Origin of the sequence: Thalassobius sp. MITS945101 (assembly GCF_047123305.1) — a bacterium.
Classification (GTDB): Bacteria; Pseudomonadota; Alphaproteobacteria; order Rhodobacterales; family Rhodobacteraceae; genus Thalassobius.
Genome location: NZ_CP138918.1, coordinates 16,295 through 32,068, shown reverse-complemented (window position 1 = coordinate 32,068; position 15,774 = coordinate 16,295). Strand labels below are relative to the sequence as shown.

Below are 15,774 nucleotides of genomic sequence, written 5' to 3'. Positions count from 1 at the left end.
ATGCATGGTCCGTTCCGTCAGAGCGGACCAGCAATTGTCTGATGTCGCGCGTTATTCCGCGACGGTGAGGATTTCCTCCAACGGCTTTTTCATCTTCGCCACTTTCGGCACCTGCGCATCCGCGCGGGGGTGGCCCACGGCGACAATCATGATCGGCTTTTCGGATTCCGGTCGCCCCAGCATTTTGTTCAGGAACCGCATCGGATTGGGTGTGTGGGTCAGGCTGACCAGCCCCGCGTGGTGCAAAGCCGCTAGCAAGAAGCCCGAGGCAATGCCGGTGCTTTCTGGCACGTAGTAGTTCTTGAACCGGGTGCCATCGTCAAAATGGCCCCACCGCTGGGCAAAGATCACAATCAGCCAGGGGGCTTCTTCCAGATGGGGTTTGTGGTCATTGGTGCCAATGGGCTCCAGCGCTTTCAGCCATTCATCCCCTGCGCCGCCATCGTAAAAGCGGCGTTCCTCCTCCTCGGCGGCTTCACGCACACGGCGTTTCATCTCGGGGTTGGCGATTGCCACAAAATGCCAGGGCTGGTGGTTCGCCCCCGACGGCGCGGTGCCGGCGGTGCGGATGCAGTCCTCGATTACTTCGCGGGATACGGGCCGGTCGGAATAGTCCCGCACTGTATGGCGTTTTTTCATATGCTGGTAAAAGGCTTGCGCTGCTTCGGCCATTTCGGCGTCTGTCATCTGCAGCCGGTCGGGCAAGTCAACGGGCAGGTATTCAATATGATCGCGGGAAAACATGGCGGGCCTTTCTGGTCTTTGGGCTGTGTTGCGGACAGGGTAAGTGGCACTGGCGGGGCAGGCATTCCTCAGATATGAGGAGGGGGCAGTTTCCGGCACCCCACGATCCCAAGGCCCCGATATGCGCGAAGACTTCCAATTGACCCACCCGTTGCCCGATGTGCTGGCCCCGCTGAGTGCCAGCACGGCGCTCATCACAGCCATCGGCCAGCCTACGTTTATCGAGGCGGCGCTGGCGTTTGCGCATCCTTTGACCGGGGCGGATTTTGCGTCGCTCTATTGCGAAGGCGACCGCGAGTCCCCCTTGTTGATGGGCACCGCGTCCCGCCTTGGGCAACAACGGGCGGAACGTGCGGCCGAGGGCTACCGCCGCCATTGGGCGGGGGACCGCAATGCGGAGCTGCTATTGGGGGCGGAGGGTGAGGGCGATTTCTTCACCCATCACGAAGCGGGAGATCTGGAATCCTTCACTTACCGGCGTGACTGCTACGACCTGCCGGGCATCACCAGCCGGGTCAGCATGGTGCGGCGTCGGGCGGGGTTTGGGCTGGCGGTCAGCCTCTACAGCTCCAGCGAATTTGGCACCTATGCGATTGAGGCGCGGGACGGGTTGATCGCGGTGATGTCTGTCATAATGGCCTCGGCGGAACGCCATGTTTCCATGACCCTGCAACAGACCGAAGCGGCGGATCAGGATGTGCAGGCGCGATTGGCGCTGACCTATCCCAGCCTGACCAAACGTGAACGCGAAGTGGCGGCGCTGACCATCAAGGGGCGCACGGCGGCGGAGATTGCCGAGATTCTGGGGGTGGGGGAAACCACCGTGATCACCCATCGCAAAAAGGCCTACAAACGTATGAACGTAACCTCCATGCGCGAGCTGATTGCCAAGGTCTAAGCCTCAGCCGGCATTGGCGAGGATCTGTTCCAACGTGTTGGATGACAGGGTCACCGGGTTGGCCTTCATCGAGGAAGAGGCCGCGGCATCCTTCGCAATGCGGGGGTGATCCTCTGGCGCAACGCCCATGTCCGATAGACGCGGCAGGCCCTGACGGTTGACCCAGTCCGCAAGGCTGCCCTGACGCAGGGTGAGGCTGCCCGCAATCCAGTCCATGACCTGATCCATCCGATCCTGCACCTCTGGCAGATGTGTGGTGGCGGCGCGGTTGGCAGTCAGCACATGTGGCAACAGCGCGCCGCAGACCGCCCCATGTGGTGCATTCGGGGCGATGCCGCCGATCACGCCTGCCAGACCATGCACCGCACCCAGCCCGGCATTGGCCAGCGCCAGCCCACCACAGAGGCTGGTGAAGGCAAGGTCATCGCGGGCCGCAGGATCTTCGCGATCCATCAGCACCCGCAGGGCGGTCAGCCCGCGCGGGATGGCTTCGCGGCAGAGGGCATCCACCAGCGGATTGGCGCGGCTGCACAGATAGGGCTCTATCACTTGCGTCACAGCATCAAGGCCGGAGGCCAGCGTCACGGCTTTGGGGGTGCCATCGGTCAATGCTGGATCCACCAGCGCCAGATCCGCCAGCATCCGGTCATCGCGCAGGGACACTTTGCGGGCGTGTTCGGGCACGGCAATAACTGCGTTTTTGGTGACCTCGGCGCCGGTGCCCGCGGTGGTGGGCATGGCGATGAAAGGCAGCGGCGCGGCGGCAAGCGGCAGGCCTTTGCCAACCACCTCGAGATGATCCATCGCCGCAGACTTAGAGGGTGCCAGCGCTGCAACCGCCTTGCCCAGATCTATCACGGCACCACCGCCAAGGGCGGCAACGCAGTCAACACCACCCGCCTGTGCCGCTGCAACGGCGGATTCCAGCATTGGCAGGTCCGGTTCCTTGTCGCAGGTGAACGGCACGATCTGCACACCTTTGGCCCTCAAAGGCGCAATCAGCTGATCGCTGAAACGGCCGGATTTGCCCTGCACCAGAAACACCCGGCGGCCGCGCGCGGCGATCGCCTCGGGCGTCTCGGCGATCACCCCGCGTCCAAACCGGATACGGGCGGCGCTGGCAAATCCGAATGGTGTCATACGCTGAGCGTCGCCTGAACCGCCCGTTGCCAGCCCGCGTATTTCTGGTCTCGGGTCTCTGCAGCCATCTCAGGGGCAAAGCGGTTCTGCAAGGCCCAGCTTTTGGCAAAACCTTCCATATCGGGATAGATCCCCGCCTGCATGCCCGCCAGCCAGGCCGCGCCAAGGGCGGTGGTTTCCAGAACCTCGGGCCGGTCCACCGGCGCGCCAAGGATGTCGGACAGGAATTGCATCGCCCAGTCCGAGGCGCTCATGCCGCCGTCCACCCGCAGCACCTGTTCGCCCCCCTCATGGCCCGCCCAGTCGGCGGTCATCGCCTCCAGCAAGTCACGGGTCTGGTAGCCAACGCTTTCCAGTGCTGCCTTGGCAAATTCGGCCGGGCCAGAGTTGCGGGTCAGCCCGTAAACAGCGCCGCGGCATTCGGCATTCCAGTAAGGCGCGCCAAGCCCGGTGAAGGCGGGCACCATGATGACGTTCTGGGCCGGATCCGCCCCTTCGGCGAGGGGCTGGGTTTCCTTGGCCTCGCGGATGATCTGCAACCCGTCCCGCAGCCATTGCACCACCGCACCTGCGATAAAGATCGAACCTTCCAGCGCATAGGTCGGTTTGCCGTCCAGCTGATAGGCGATGGTGGTCAAGAGCCGGTTGTTCGACCGGACCGGTGTCTCACCGGTGTTCAGCAGCGCAAAACAGCCGGTGCCATAGGTGGATTTCAGCATCCCTGGCTGGAAGCAGGCCTGCCCAACCGTGGCGGCTTGTTGGTCGCCTGCAACCCCGGTGATCGGGATTTCGCGGCCAAAAAGATCGGCGCGGGTGGTGCCGAAATCGGCGGCGCAATCCTTGACATCGGGCAGCATCACCATCGGGATGTTCAGGAGGTCGCAAATGGTCTGGCTCCAGCGGCCCTTGCGAATATCATAGAGCAGGGTGCGGGCAGCGTTGGTGGCGTCGGTGGCATGGACTGCACCACCGGTGAGTTTCCAGATCAGGAAGCAATCAACGGTGCCAAACAGCAACTCACCCGCCTCAGCGCGGGCCCGCGCGCCATCCACATTGTCCAGCAGCCAGGCCAGTTTGGTGCCCGAGAAATAGGGATCCAGTAACAGACCGGTGCGGTCGGTGAACATCTCTTCATGACCACCGTCGCGAAGGGCGGCGCAGTGATCCGCTGTGCGACGGTCCTGCCAGACAATGGCGTTGTGGATCGGTTCTCCCGTGATTTTGTCCCAGACCAGCGTGGTTTCGCGCTGGTTGGTGATGCCTATGGCGGTGATGTCTTCGGGTTTCAGCCCCGCCCGTTCAATAGCGGCGCGGCAGGTGCCGGCGGTGGTGGACCAGAGGTCCGCAGGGTCATGTTCGACCCAGCCCGAGGCGGGGAAATGCTGCGGAAATTCCTCCTGCGCGGAGGCGACCACCTTCAGGTCGCTGTCAAACAGAATGGCGCGCGAAGATGTGGTGCCTTGGTCGATGGCCAGCACATGTGTCATTGACGTCCCCCCTCAAAAGACAAGTCTCGGGTCTTTGGTTTTCAATTGGGCGGTCGCCTCCACAACCACCAAGGGCCAGAGTGGCCGCAACGCAGGGGCGGGATCAACCACCCTTGCGCGAAATTCTGTGGGCTCAAGCGGCGAACGGCCGGTTGCTGCGACGGGATTTCATCCAGGCCTCCAACGTGGCAACCTGTTCTTTGCTCATCCGCAGGCCCAGTTTCGAGCGCCGCCACAACACATCCGCCGCCGTGACCGCATATTCGTTGTCCATCAGCCAAGCGACCTCTTGTCCGGTGAGTGTGGCGCCGAAATCGGGGCCCAGATCCTCAACGCGGCTGGTGTCTCCCAGCATGACGGGGGCATCGGTGCCATAGGCCTTGATCAGGCGCAGCGCCCATTTGTGGGACAGGAAGCTGTAGTCCCGCATCAGCTGTTCCACCAGGAAGTCGCGGTTCTGCACCTCGAAGTTGCCACCGGGCAGCGGCACCCCCGCGGTCCATTTCTCCGGCAGTTTGGGAAACTCTTCGGCGACCAGATCCATCGCGCTTTCGGCCAAGCGGCGATAGGTGGTGATTTTGCCGCCAAAGATGTTCAACAGCGGCGCGCCGCCCGCTTTGTCCACCTTCAACGTATAGTCCCGCGTTGCCGCCTGCGCCGAGCTGGCGCCATCGTCATAGAGCGGGCGCACACCAGAATAGGTCCAGACGATGTCGTCCCGCGTGACCGACCGGTCGAAATATTTGCTGGCAAAATCGCAGAGGTAATCCTGTTCAGCCTCGGTGCAGACCGGCGCCTGAGAGGGATCGGGGTGGTCCTGATCCGTGGTGCCGATCAGGGTGAAATCGCCCTCGTAGGGAATAGCAAAGATGATGCGGCCATCTTCGCCCTGAAAGAAATAGCACTTGTCGTGATCGTAGAGCTTCTTGGTCACGATATGGCTGCCGCGAACCAGACGCACCCCTTCGCGGGAGTTGCTTTTGACCTTTTTTTGAATGATGTCGCCAACCCAAGGACCACCGGCGTTGATCAACATGCGCGCCTGATGCACCTCTTCCACGCCGCTGTCACGGTCACGTGTGGTCACCTCCCAGATGCCGCCGTCGCGACGGGCCGAGATGACCTCGGTGCGGGTCATGATCCGCGCACCGCGTTTTTCGGCGTCGCGGGCATTGAGCACCACCAGACGGCTGTCTTCGATCCAGCAGTCGGAATATTCAAAGGCTTTGGCGAAACGCTCTTGCAGCGGGGCACCTTCGGGGCCGGATTTCAGGTTCACAGATTTGGTGCCGAGCAGGATTTCACGGCCGCCAAGATTGTCATACATGAACAGCCCCAGACGGATCAGCCAAGCCGGACGGCGGCCTTTCATCCAGGGCATCACGTATTTCAGCAGACGCGAGGTCGGGGTTTCTGATTCAAACCGCATGTCCTTGTGAAACGGCAGCACAAAGCGCATCGGCCAAGAGATATGCGGCATCGCCTTCAAAAGGGTTTCCCGTTCGATCAGGGCCTCGCGCACCAGCCGGACCTCAAAATACTCCAGATACCGCAACCCGCCGTGAAACAATTTTGTCGAGGCCGAGGAGGTGGCCGAGGCCAGATCGTTCATCTCGGCCAGACGCACCGACATGCCACGTCCCGCCGCATCACGGGCAATGCCGCAGCCATTGATGCCGCCGCCGATGACAAAGAGGTCTGCGATCTCGGGTTTGGTGTCGACGAGGGACATGAGGAGGCTCCTGTGGTTGTTGCTGTCGGGATAGCGGATTTGCGCGATGAGTCAATGTTATTTTTCGCAAATGTTCGTTTTGGTGGCCATTGATGAATAACTTGATTGGAAATTCAATCATTTGTGGCCGAACGCGGGGAGTTTGTTCGCTTATGTTCGTTTCTTCGGACTTCCCATGCGCTTGCACCCTCCCGCGCTTTCGCGCAGGATCGCGCCAAACCGAGAGGGGTGTGATGTCGCTATCTTTTCGCCAGTCCGACATTCTGGAAATTGCACGTGTCGAAGGCCGTGTGGTCGTGGAAGAGCTTGCCGACCGGTTCAGCGTGACAGTGCAGACGATCCGGCGTGATCTGAGTGAGCTGGCAGATGGTGGCAAGCTGGAGCGGGTGCACGGTGGCGCAGTCCTGCCCTCGGGGGTGACCAACCTTGACTACGAAGACCGCCGCGCCCTGAACGCTGAGGCCAAGACGCGCATCGCCAAACGCTGCGCGGCAGATATTCCGGATGGTGCCTCAGTGTTTCTTAATATCGGCACCACAACCGAGGCTGTGGCCCGCGCGCTGTTGAGCCATAAGAACCTGATGGTGGTGACCAACAATATGAACATCGCCAATATCCTTGCCGCCAATGAAAGCTGTGAGGTGGTGCTGACCGGCGGCACGCTGCGGGCGGTGGATCGTGGGCTTGTGGGCCCGTTGGCGGCCGCCTCGGTACGGCAGTTCAAACTGGACCATGCGGTGATCGGCTGTTCGGCCTTGGATCAGGACGGAGAGATGCTGGATTTCGACCTGCATGAAGTTGAGGTCAGTCGCGCCATCCTGCAAAGCGCCCGCCACACGGCGCTGGTCGCGGATCAGTCCAAGTTTCAGCGCAACGCGCCGTCGCGGATCACTTCCCTGTCCGAGATCGACAGCTTTTACACGGATTTTGACATTTCCGAGCAGCTCAAAATTGCATTTTCTGCCTGGAAAACCGAAGTTTTCGTCACGGGCAGCTGATTTCTGCAAATCCCTCAGTCGCTTAGGAAAAGTGACGTGTGGTTTTGTCAAACCCATACCAATGGGTGCCTAAACTAACGCATTTGGCGGGGTGTTATTTAACAGCCCGAATTATTGTCGTTAGACCCTTCATGAAAGCTATGCCTGCATACCTCCTCATGGCGGCTGGTCTGACCACCTGTGTTGGACTGGAATTTGCCGGGTTTGCCCTCGCGGCGACGGTCGAACCCGGAGAGCCTGTTTTGGTTGTTGCACCGCCCTGGTCGGGCGGGGCCGAAGCCGTGGTTGCTGCGGCGGGTGGATCGATTGTGGGGCCGACGCAAGCCCCGTTGTCGGTTTTGGCCACAGGAGTAAGTGAGCAGGCTTTCAGAGATGCCGGTGCCTGGTTTCTGGTGAACCCGGGCGCTGTTAGCTTTTTCTGTGTGACAAAGGATACGGTATAATGTCAGTGAGAGAGACTGGGAAATCGCAGGATTTCTCGGCAACAGCCCGCAAGGTTGCGCTGGGTATGTTGCCTCTGGGCCCGGTTGCGGCCTTCGCGGTAGGGGGGCCCGTTGTGACCGTCGCCATTGCAGCTTTGATCTTTGCCGGTATGGCCCTGATGGCCGGCCGGATGGATGACAAAATGCGCCCGATGGTTCTGGCCGTCGCGCTTATTGGGCAATGTATTGCCTTCACCGCCGCATTCGCCGGGCATGCCTGGCAAATTGACGCCCATATGTCGTTCTTCGCCGTTCTGGCGATCGTCGCTACGATGGGCTCGATCCCCGCATTGCTGGTGGGCGTGGCCGTCACTGCTGTGCACCACCTGTCTTTGGGCCTGTTGCTGCCCTCGCTGGTTTTCCCCGAAATGGCGCTGATTGAAACCGTGGGCCGTGTGCTGTTCCACGCTGTTATCGTGCTGTTTGAAGCGGGCATTCTGCTGTTGTCGATGCTGGCCTCGGCCCGGGCTGCGGCCGAAGTGAAAGAGGCACGCGAAGAACTGGCGGAAAGCGCTGCACAGGCCGAACGGGCCAAGCTGGAAGCGGAAGATGCCAAGGAAGCGGCGATTGCCGTGGCGGATCGCACCCGTCGCGAAGGCCAACGCGCCGCCGCTGCGGTGGAGCAGATTGCTGGCGCCGCAAATGCCGCCGCCGATCATGCCACCAGTGCCCAGTCTGTCATGTCGCGGACCCGCGAAGAAGCTGAGCGTTCGGGTGGTGTTGTCACCAGTGCCCATGACGCAATGGATGCGATCAAAGGCAGCTCCGAGAAAATCACCACCATTATTGGGGTGATTGACGAAATTGCCCGTCAGACTGACCTGTTGGCGCTGAACGCTGCGGTCGAAGCCGCACGGGCAGGGGAAGCAGGTGCAGGTTTTGCGGTGGTTGCGACCGAAGTGCGCAAGCTGGCGCAACGCTCGGCGGATGCCTCGAAAGAGATCCGCGAACTGGTTCTGACTTCTTCTGAGCAGGTGGATAATGGTGTGGAATTGGTGGGTGAAACCGGTGCTGCACTGACCCGCATTGCCGAGGCCGTGGCCGAGCTGAACGACGTCCTGACCGAAATCGCCGAAGGCGCTGCGGATCAGTCCGAAGGTCTGGCGCAGGTCAACGTTGCCATCGCGCGCATCGACACGATGGGTGACGAAGCCTATGAGGAACCCTCGCAAGAGGCGCCCAATCTTGATTTGGGTGTTGATCTGGCCATGGATCTGGAAGGTGGCGAAGAAGACGTGGACTTCACCGCTGGGGCCAAAGCCGCTTAACGGACTTGCCGTTATTCGTATCGAGAAACGTCCTGCCTCCCGCAGGGCGTTTTTTGCTGTCTGGCCGCTGTGGGTCTGCACAGCTGTGCAAAATCATTGCAACCGGTTGCAAAATTCGCTTGACCATCGCCGGTGCTCTTGTCACCCTAAGGGCAACAGGCCGTTCACGGGCGCCATGTGCGCGGCGAACTTGCCAGCACTGCAAATAGGGATCCTGCACGCATTGCGCAGGGAAGAGGAAGAAGATGTCTGTGAATTTTGCCGTTTTGGGGGCTGGCCGGATTGGTCAGGTCCACGCTGCCACCATTGCTGCCGTGCCGGCAGCGGATCTGATTGCTGTTGCCGATGCCTTTCCCGAGGCGGCGCAGGCGGTTGCGGATCAATATGGTTGCGCCGTGCAGTCCATTGACGAAATTGCGGCCAATGATGCGGTTGAAGCGGTGGTCATCTGCACCCCGACAGATACTCACGCCGATCTGATCGAACAGTTTGTGCGCGCGGGCAAGGCGGTGTTTTGCGAAAAACCTGTGGATCTGAGCCTGAGCCGCGTGAAGGCCTGTCTGGAGGTGGTGAAAGCAGAAGGCGGCAAGCTGATGGTTGGGTTTAACCGTCGGTTTGACCCTGATTTCCGCGCGGCCCAGGCGGCAATTGCTGAAGGCCGCATTGGCAAGGTTGAGATGGTGACCATCACCTCCCGCGATCCCGGCGCGCCACCCGCGGACTATATCACCCGTTCGGGCGGCATCTTCCGTGATATGACGATCCATGATTTCGATATGGCCCGCTGGCTGCTCGGCGAAGAGGTTGAGACGGTACAGGCGGCAGCATCCGTTCTGGTGGATCCGGATATTGGCCGTTTGGGCGACTATGACAGCGCCAATGTGATCCTGACCACCGCTTCGGGGCGGCAATGCGTCATCACCAATTCGCGCCGCGCCGCCTATGGCTATGACCAGCGGATCGAGGTGCATGGCTCAGAAGGCTCCGTCACGGCGGAAAACCAGCGGGAGTCCCGGATTGAGATTGCCGATGCCTCTGGCGCCCATCGCCCGCCTTTGCTGAATTTCTTTATGACCCGCTACACCGCTGCCTATGCCAATGAAATCTCGGAATTTGCCGCCGCGCTAGAGCAGGGCGGCGACATGCCCACCACCGGCCATGACGGGTTGATGGCCTTGGCGCTGGCGGATGCGGCGTTGAAATCCATTGAGGAGGCCCGCGTGGTCAAAGTCTCGGAGGTGCTGGGCTGATGGCGGATCTGTTGCGCAAACCCAAAGGTGAAAATGGCAAGGTGCATGACATCTCAGCCAAAGAGGCTGGATGGTCCTACGTGGGCTTCACGCTCTACCGTTTGAAACCGGGCGAAAGCGTGGCGGAGGCGACGGGGGATGACGAGGCTATTCTGGTGATGGTCGAAGGCAAGGCCAATGTAACGGCTGCCGGCGAAGACCGGGGCGAGATGGGGGACCGGATGAATGTCTTTGAAAAGACGCCGCCCCATTGCCTTTATGTGCCAAACGGCAGCGATTGGTCGGCCGAGGCGACGACGGATTGCACCCTTGCAATCTGCAAAGCGCCAGGCAAAGGCAACTACCCCGTTCAACAGATCGGCCCCAACGGGATCGCCCTTGAGGAACGCGGCAAAGGTACCAACCTGCGCCATATCAACAACATTGCAATGGAAGGCCGCGATGTCGCCGACAGCCTGTTGGTGACCGAGGTGTTCACCCCAGCTGGCCATTGGTCCAGCTACCCGCCACACCGCCATGACGAAGACAATTTCCCCGAGATGACCTATCTGGAAGAAACCTATTATCACCGTCTGAACCCCGATCAGGGCTTTGGCATCCAGCGGGTCTATACCGAGGATGGCGAATTGGATGAGACGATGGCGGTCAGCTCGCAGGACGTTGTGTTGGTGCCCAAGGGCCACCATCCCTGTGGATCGCCCTATGGCTACGAGATGTATTATCTCAACGTGATGGCCGGGCCGCTGCGCAAATGGCGGTTTGAAAACGATCCGGCGCATCACTGGATCTACGAACGGGACAATTGAGCCGCGCTTTGGCGGTGATGCGCCGTGAAACCCGTTGCAAAACTTGAAATGCGGCGGGGAATGCGGTTGAAGGCAAGGAAAGGCACTTGGCAGCCCTGCGGCGCTGCCGCCAAGCGAAACGTACAGAGGTCAAAATGACGGTCACATTGAAGGAAGTTGCCGAACGCGCCGGGGTATCCCGCTCCGCAGTCTCGCGCACCTTCACCGATGGGGCATCGGTCTCGGACAAAATGCGGCGCAAGGTGGAAAAGGCTGCAGCGGATCTGGGCTATCACCCGAACGCGCTTGCCTCGAGCCTGACTACCGGCCGGACCAAGCTGATCGGGCTGGTCTCCAACAACTTCCACAACCCGCTGTTTCTGGAAATCTTTGATCTGTTCACCCGCGGCCTGCAGGACAAAGGGCTGCGGCCTTTGCTGGTGAACCTGACCGATGAGACCGATCCGCAGAACTCGGTCCGGATGCTGCGACAGTATTCCGTGGATGGGGTGGTGGTGGCCTCCTCAACCCTGCCGCCCAGTTTTGCGCTGGCGTTCCGGGATGCCGGTGTACCCGTGGTGCACAGTTTTGGCCGTTCCAGCCCTGCCACCAAGGTGCATGTGGTCGGCATCGACAACGTTGAATGTGGCCGGATGGCTGCCCGAACGCTGGTGGCGCGCGGCTATCGCAACATCGGTTTCATGGGCGGGCCGGAAACTGCCACCTCAACGCAGGACCGTCTGGCGGGTTTTCTGGATGAGATGGCAAACCACCCCGAGGTGACGCACAGCCATTCCTCGGCCGCGAATTACTCGTTCGAGGCGGGCCGCGCTGAAATGCAGCGCCTTTTGGCATCCGATCAACGGGCCGAAGCCTATTTCTGTGGCGATGACGTGTTGTCGATTGGGGCGCTGTCGGCGATGGCGGATGCGGGGCTTTCGGTGCCCGAAGACATCGGGGTGATCGGTTTGAACGACATGGAGATGGCGGCCTGGGAAAACATTGACCTGACCACCATTCGCCAGCCGATCAAAGAGATTGTCAGCGCATCGATCGAGATGATGAATGCTATGCTGGACGATCCCAAACGCTACCCCGAAGCCCGGGTCTTCCCCTGTTCGGTCGTAGAACGCGGCACGCTGCGCGCTGAGTGAACTGCTCGCGCTTTCAGCGCAGTCAAGCGCGTTCCTCAAATTCGCGGAGCAGCTTTCCGATCTGAACCATCTCCTCAGACGAGAGAAGTAACAAGGATTCATCCGTCTCCAGTTCGACTAGGGTTTCGTATTCCTTCTCAGTCGAGATCTTGCCGCAAGCCATCACCTTTCTTGCAGTCTTTTCCACAAATCCAGATGCAGCAAAAAAGTCAAAACCCAAGTCTTCTTTGAACTGATGAAGGTATCGATCTATCATCGATTTGTTCATAGGATTGGCGGATAGTTGTCTGAAAACACCTGCGGTGTGGGAATACCACTGTCGAACTTCCTCTACGAAGAAATTTGCAGACTTGCCTTTGGCGTTGTCGAAAGCCTCAAGAAAAAATGAGGAAGGCACTACGATTTGGTTGAGATCTTCTTGAGTAACTTTGCCGCGTTCCTGTTCTATCGCGCTAATGACCCAACTCCGGTAATGTTCCAAAGCTTCTGGCAGGTGCAGTAGGTCTTTACGGGCCGCTTCTTTGTCAAACGTCGTGGGCATTGAAATTTCTCAATCACGTTGTTGCTCTGTTCGAAGTCGCTTTCTCACAGCAGATGGCGCAGGCGTGGGCCGGTGATCTGGAACCCTTCCCGTTCGTAAAAGGCCAGGGTGCGGGCCCAATTCGGTTGCGGTGGGGCGCCGACCTCCAGCCGGCGCCAACCTTTGCTGCGGCCAAAGCTGCGGGCTTGATCCAAAAGGGTGGTGGCAACACCGGCAGAGCGGTGGCTGGGCAGGACAAACAACTCACTGATCTCGCCAAAATGACCGCCTGCATAGATCGCGGCACAGTGGTGCAGGGTCAACGCGCCCACGGCGGCGTCGCCGTCAAATGCCAGAAAACCCGTGATGGCCTGTGCCTCCAGCAGGTCGCGGGTGGTCTGGATTACCGGCAATAGGTCTGGGGCCTCCCCGTCTGAAAGCTCATTCAGCAGACCATGCACCAATTCGCCAAGCGTTTCGGCATCGGTTGGAGTGGCTTGAAAGATGGACAGGGGCACGTGGGCGACCTCGCGAATTTGATTTGGGGAAACCTTGCAATTGGGTCGGGTCACGTCAAGATGACTTGCGGCGACAAAACTGACATTGCCTGATCTGGGAAGGGCGTTAAGGTGCCCTGATGAAAACCAAGTTTACCGGAAGATGCCTGTGTGGCGCGGTGCATTTCAATGTCACCACCGCACCCGTTGTTGTGGCGCAATGTCACTGCGAAGAATGCCGCCGCCTGTCTGGCACCGGCCATAGTATTGGCGCGATGTTTCCGCGCGCGGGTGTTGTGATCGAAGGCGCGTTTGCCGAGCACAGTTATCTAGGTGCGCTGGGCGCAACGGTGACCAAGGGGTTCTGTTCCAGTTGTGGCAGCCCGATTTTCGGGCGCAACACCCGGGCGCCGGATCATATCACCCTGCCACTGGGCACTTTTGACGATGCGGCGGAATTGGCTGTTGAGGTGGTGATCTTTGAGCGGGGCCGGCCGCATTGGGACCAACTGGGGCCCGAGGTTGCCCGGTTCGACACCCAGCCAGATTGGACTCCAGACTGAAAAAGGCCCGAGTAAAAAAGGCCGGGAGTTCCCGGCCTTTTTCAATTCGTAGTGAAATAGAGTCAGCGGAACATCGGCGGGCGGGCGTCCATCCAGACCCCGTCCGCTTTGGCTGAAGCCACCGCTGTTTCCACCGCCGCCATTGAGCGCACACCAGCCTCAGCCCCCGGCAATCCGTCGCGGGCCTCGCCGCGAATGGCATCGGCCAGGTCGCAGTAGATATTGGCCACCGCCAGCGGAAAGCCTTCGGGGTGGGCAATGGCGACACGGCTGAGGCGCTGGGCGTCTTCGTAAAGACCATCTTCGCCTTTTTCGATCACCTGCGTGCGACCGCCAACCGGGGTATAGATCAACTGGTTCGGCTGCTCTGACGCCCAGCGTAGACCACCGGTTTCACCAAAGACCTGAATGTCAAACCCGTGCTGTCGCCCGATCGCCACTGAAGAGGTCCAGAGCCGCCCAATCGTGCCGCCGCGCATGCGGAAGTTCAGCATGGCGTCATCTTCCAGCTCTCGCGAGGCAATGGTCGAGGCAAAATCGGCCGAGAGCTTTTCGACCTCATCGTCACAGATGAAGCTGGCCATATGCAGCGCGTGAATGCCGCAGTCCGCAAACTGGCCCGAGACACCTGCCATCGCCGGGTCATAGCGCCAGCGCACCCGCGGATTGTCTGCATCTGTGGCATCACCGTGGTGGCCGTGGGCAAAGTTTGTCACCACAAGACGGACCTTGCCGATCTCACCGGCCCGCACCATCGCTCGGGCCTGACGCACCATCGGATAGGCAGAGTAGCAGTAGTTCACTGCGCAGATCTTGCCGGTCTTTTCGGCAACCCGCACGATTTCCTCACCTTCCTCAACCGTCATGGTCATCGGCTTTTCGCACAGCACGTTGAAGCCTGCTTCAAGGAAGGCCTTGGTGATTTCAAAGTGGGTCGCATTTGGCGTGGCCACGGTGACCAGATCAATCCGGTCATCGCGGTCTTTTTCACCGGCCAGCATTTCCTGCCAGTCGCCATAGGCGCGGTCTGCAGCGATGCCCAGACGTTGCGCATAGTCTCGGCCCACCTCGGGGCGGTGATCCAATGCACCAGCCGTCATTTCAAACAGCCCGTCCGCCTGTGCGCCCAACCGGTGGGCCGGGCCGATCTGGCTGCCTTCGCCGCCGCCGATCATGCCCCATTTCAATTTGGTCATGAGGTGTCCTCCCTCAAATGTCGATCGTTTCAAATCCTGCGCAAAGGCGTCAGGAGAAGCCGATGCTTTCCAGATATTCGCGGTTCACCTTGGCATCGCCCACGGGATCAGGATCCAGCAGCGGATCGCAGTCCTGTTCGACGGTGCACCAACCTTCAAAGCCGCTGTCGATCAGCAGCTGCCGCACCGCCGGGAAGTCCACGTCACCATCGCCAAGGTTACAGAAAATCCCCTGACCACAGGCATCATAGAAACCGGTGCGGTTGGCGATGACTTCGGCCTTCACCTTGGGATCGATGTCTTTGAAGTGCATGTAGGAGATGCGATCCATATAGCGCTTCATGAAGGCAACAGGATCAAAGCCCGCGTAGGAATGGTGGCCGGTGTCAAAGCAGATCTTCAGGATCTTTTCGTCCACCTCATTGAGCAGGCGCTCCAGCTCGGGCTCAAAATCCATGAAACCGGCTGCATGGGCGTGGATGCCGACAGTCAGGCCATATTCCTCAGTGCCGATGCGGGCGCTTTCGGCCAGACGGTCGCGGAAGGCGGTCCATTCGGCCTTGTCCATCTGCTCGGCCTCAGCCACACGACCCGCTGTGGGCGCGCGCCGTTCCGAGATCGAGTCAATCAGCACCAGATGTTTGGCACCATGGGCCACCAACGCCTTGCAGGTGCGGTGGGTGCCGTCCAGCACATCGTCCCACTGGGCGGGATCGTGATAGGCGCGGAACACCACGCCGCCGATCAGCTCCAAATCATGTTCGGCCAATGCCTCACCCAGCACGGCTGGATCTTCGGGCATGAAGCCAACAGGGCCCAGTTCGATGCCCTTATAGCCTGCGGCGGCGCAGTCTTTCAGCACTGACTGCCAGCTGGGATTGCGTGGGTCGTTGGGGAATTCCACACCCCAGGAACAGGGGGCGTTGCCAATGCGAATACTCATGGTCTTGATCTCTGCAAGTGGTTTTTAGGGGTTTCTTCGACGGCTCACAAATCGCTTTGCAACCGGTTGCAAAAAACTGTAGCTTGGGATTCGAAAACGCGCAAGCGGCAATCGGCA

Annotated in this window: 16 protein-coding genes; 8 read left to right on the top strand and 8 right to left on the bottom strand. The window is 60.1% G+C overall.

Annotation, left to right across the window (positions count from 1 at the left end):
- Window positions 1-51: 51 nt before the first annotated feature.
- A complete protein-coding gene (locus SIC14_RS00155; RefSeq protein ID WP_412563840.1) occupies window positions 52-744 on the bottom strand; it encodes a nitroreductase family protein in 693 nt (230 codons plus the stop codon).
- 121 nt (window positions 745-865) lie between these two features.
- Here SIC14_RS00155 and SIC14_RS00150 point away from each other — a divergent pair, with 121 nt between their 5' ends.
- The gene (locus SIC14_RS00150) at window positions 866-1,642 is read left to right on the top strand and encodes a helix-turn-helix transcriptional regulator (RefSeq protein ID WP_412563839.1); all 777 of its coding nucleotides are present in this window, start codon (window positions 866-868) and stop codon (window positions 1,640-1,642) included.
- Between the two features lie 3 nt (window positions 1,643-1,645).
- Here SIC14_RS00150 and SIC14_RS00145 read toward each other — a convergent pair whose 3' ends face one another.
- From SIC14_RS00145 to glpD, 3 genes are all read right to left on the bottom strand, one after another.
- Window positions 1,646-2,782, bottom strand: coding sequence for an iron-containing alcohol dehydrogenase (locus SIC14_RS00145; protein WP_412563838.1), 1,137 nt, complete (start codon window positions 2,780-2,782; stop codon window positions 1,646-1,648).
- A complete protein-coding gene (gene glpK, locus SIC14_RS00140; RefSeq protein WP_412563837.1) occupies window positions 2,779-4,269 on the bottom strand; it encodes a glycerol kinase GlpK in 1,491 nt (496 codons plus the stop codon). Before glpK ends, SIC14_RS00145 begins: the two co-directional genes overlap by 4 nt.
- Before the next feature lie 133 nt (window positions 4,270-4,402).
- Window positions 4,403-6,001 (bottom strand): glycerol-3-phosphate dehydrogenase, encoded by a 1,599-nt coding sequence (gene glpD, locus SIC14_RS00135; RefSeq protein ID WP_412563836.1) that lies wholly within the window; start codon window positions 5,999-6,001, stop codon window positions 4,403-4,405.
- Window positions 6,002-6,234: 233 nt separating this feature from the next.
- Between glpD and SIC14_RS00130 the strand changes: the two genes are divergently transcribed.
- The 6 genes from SIC14_RS00130 (at window position 6,235) to SIC14_RS00105 (ending at window position 11,938) form a co-directional block, all read left to right on the top strand.
- Entirely contained in the window at window positions 6,235-6,999 is a 765-nt protein-coding gene (locus tag SIC14_RS00130) for a DeoR/GlpR family DNA-binding transcription regulator (RefSeq protein WP_412563835.1), read from the top strand.
- Window positions 7,000-7,139: 140 nt separating this feature from the next.
- Window positions 7,140-7,442, top strand: coding sequence for a hypothetical protein (locus SIC14_RS00125; protein WP_412563834.1), 303 nt, complete (start codon window positions 7,140-7,142; stop codon window positions 7,440-7,442).
- Window positions 7,442-8,749, top strand: coding sequence for a methyl-accepting chemotaxis protein (locus SIC14_RS00120; protein ID WP_412563833.1), 1,308 nt, complete (start codon window positions 7,442-7,444; stop codon window positions 8,747-8,749). The genes SIC14_RS00125 and SIC14_RS00120 overlap by 1 nt, the downstream gene beginning before the upstream one ends.
- A gap of 245 nt (window positions 8,750-8,994) precedes the next feature.
- A complete protein-coding gene (iolG, locus tag SIC14_RS00115; protein WP_412563832.1) occupies window positions 8,995-9,999 on the top strand; it encodes an inositol 2-dehydrogenase in 1,005 nt (334 codons plus the stop codon).
- Window positions 9,999-10,805 carry a 5-deoxy-glucuronate isomerase gene (iolB, locus tag SIC14_RS00110; protein ID WP_412563831.1) on the top strand — a complete coding sequence of 269 codons (807 nt, stop codon included), beginning with the start codon at window positions 9,999-10,001 and terminating at the stop codon, window positions 10,803-10,805. Before iolG ends, iolB begins: the two co-directional genes overlap by 1 nt.
- Before the next feature lie 134 nt (window positions 10,806-10,939).
- Window positions 10,940-11,938 (top strand): LacI family DNA-binding transcriptional regulator, encoded by a 999-nt coding sequence (locus SIC14_RS00105; RefSeq protein ID WP_412563830.1) that lies wholly within the window; start codon window positions 10,940-10,942, stop codon window positions 11,936-11,938.
- 22 nt (window positions 11,939-11,960) lie between these two features.
- Here the strand turns inward: SIC14_RS00105 and SIC14_RS00100 are convergent, their stop codons facing one another.
- Window positions 11,961-12,479 (bottom strand): hypothetical protein, encoded by a 519-nt coding sequence (locus SIC14_RS00100; protein WP_412563829.1) that lies wholly within the window; start codon window positions 12,477-12,479, stop codon window positions 11,961-11,963.
- Between the two features lie 44 nt (window positions 12,480-12,523).
- Entirely contained in the window at window positions 12,524-12,976 is a 453-nt protein-coding gene (locus SIC14_RS00095; RefSeq protein WP_412563828.1) for a GNAT family N-acetyltransferase, read from the bottom strand.
- Window positions 12,977-13,095: 119 nt separating this feature from the next.
- On the opposite strand from SIC14_RS00095, the gene SIC14_RS00090 reads away from it, so the two are divergent.
- Window positions 13,096-13,518 (top strand): GFA family protein, encoded by a 423-nt coding sequence (locus SIC14_RS00090; RefSeq protein WP_412563827.1) that lies wholly within the window; start codon window positions 13,096-13,098, stop codon window positions 13,516-13,518.
- Window positions 13,519-13,580: 62 nt separating this feature from the next.
- Here the strand turns inward: SIC14_RS00090 and SIC14_RS00085 are convergent, their stop codons facing one another.
- Together SIC14_RS00085 and SIC14_RS00080 are read right to left on the bottom strand one after the other, a co-directional pair.
- On the bottom strand, window positions 13,581-14,714 hold the full coding sequence (locus SIC14_RS00085; RefSeq protein ID WP_412563826.1) for a Gfo/Idh/MocA family protein: 1,134 nt from the start codon (window positions 14,712-14,714) through the stop codon (window positions 13,581-13,583).
- Window positions 14,715-14,763: 49 nt separating this feature from the next.
- Window positions 14,764-15,657 carry a TIM barrel protein gene (locus tag SIC14_RS00080; RefSeq protein WP_412563825.1) on the bottom strand — a complete coding sequence of 298 codons (894 nt, stop codon included), beginning with the start codon at window positions 15,655-15,657 and terminating at the stop codon, window positions 14,764-14,766.
- Window positions 15,658-15,774: the final 117 nt, after the last annotated feature.

Excerpts from the sequence above, each read along its gene's own strand:
- SIC14_RS00150 (WP_412563839.1), top strand. The coding sequence starts at position 866 with ATGCGCGAAGACTTCCAATTGACCCACCCGTTGCCCGATGTGCTGGCC.
- iolB (WP_412563831.1), top strand. The coding sequence starts at position 9,999 with ATGGCGGATCTGTTGCGCAAACCCAAAGGTGAAAATGGCAAGGTGCAT.
- SIC14_RS00100 (WP_412563829.1), bottom strand. The coding sequence starts at position 12,479 with ATGCCCACGACGTTTGACAAAGAAGCGGCCCGTAAAGACCTACTGCAC.
- SIC14_RS00155 (WP_412563840.1), bottom strand. The coding sequence starts at position 744 with ATGTTTTCCCGCGATCATATTGAATACCTGCCCGTTGACTTGCCCGAC.
- SIC14_RS00090 (WP_412563827.1), top strand. The coding sequence starts at position 13,096 with ATGAAAACCAAGTTTACCGGAAGATGCCTGTGTGGCGCGGTGCATTTC.
- glpK (WP_412563837.1), bottom strand. The coding sequence starts at position 4,269 with ATGACACATGTGCTGGCCATCGACCAAGGCACCACATCTTCGCGCGCC.
- SIC14_RS00120 (WP_412563833.1), top strand. The coding sequence starts at position 7,442 with ATGTCAGTGAGAGAGACTGGGAAATCGCAGGATTTCTCGGCAACAGCC.
- SIC14_RS00125 (WP_412563834.1), top strand. The coding sequence starts at position 7,140 with ATGCCTGCATACCTCCTCATGGCGGCTGGTCTGACCACCTGTGTTGGA.
- SIC14_RS00105 (WP_412563830.1), top strand. The coding sequence starts at position 10,940 with ATGACGGTCACATTGAAGGAAGTTGCCGAACGCGCCGGGGTATCCCGC.
- SIC14_RS00130 (WP_412563835.1), top strand. The coding sequence starts at position 6,235 with ATGTCGCTATCTTTTCGCCAGTCCGACATTCTGGAAATTGCACGTGTC.
- iolG (WP_412563832.1), top strand. The coding sequence starts at position 8,995 with ATGTCTGTGAATTTTGCCGTTTTGGGGGCTGGCCGGATTGGTCAGGTC.
- SIC14_RS00080 (WP_412563825.1), bottom strand. The coding sequence starts at position 15,657 with ATGAGTATTCGCATTGGCAACGCCCCCTGTTCCTGGGGTGTGGAATTC.
- glpD (WP_412563836.1), bottom strand. The coding sequence starts at position 6,001 with ATGTCCCTCGTCGACACCAAACCCGAGATCGCAGACCTCTTTGTCATC.
- SIC14_RS00145 (WP_412563838.1), bottom strand. The coding sequence starts at position 2,782 with ATGACACCATTCGGATTTGCCAGCGCCGCCCGTATCCGGTTTGGACGC.
- SIC14_RS00085 (WP_412563826.1), bottom strand. The coding sequence starts at position 14,714 with ATGACCAAATTGAAATGGGGCATGATCGGCGGCGGCGAAGGCAGCCAG.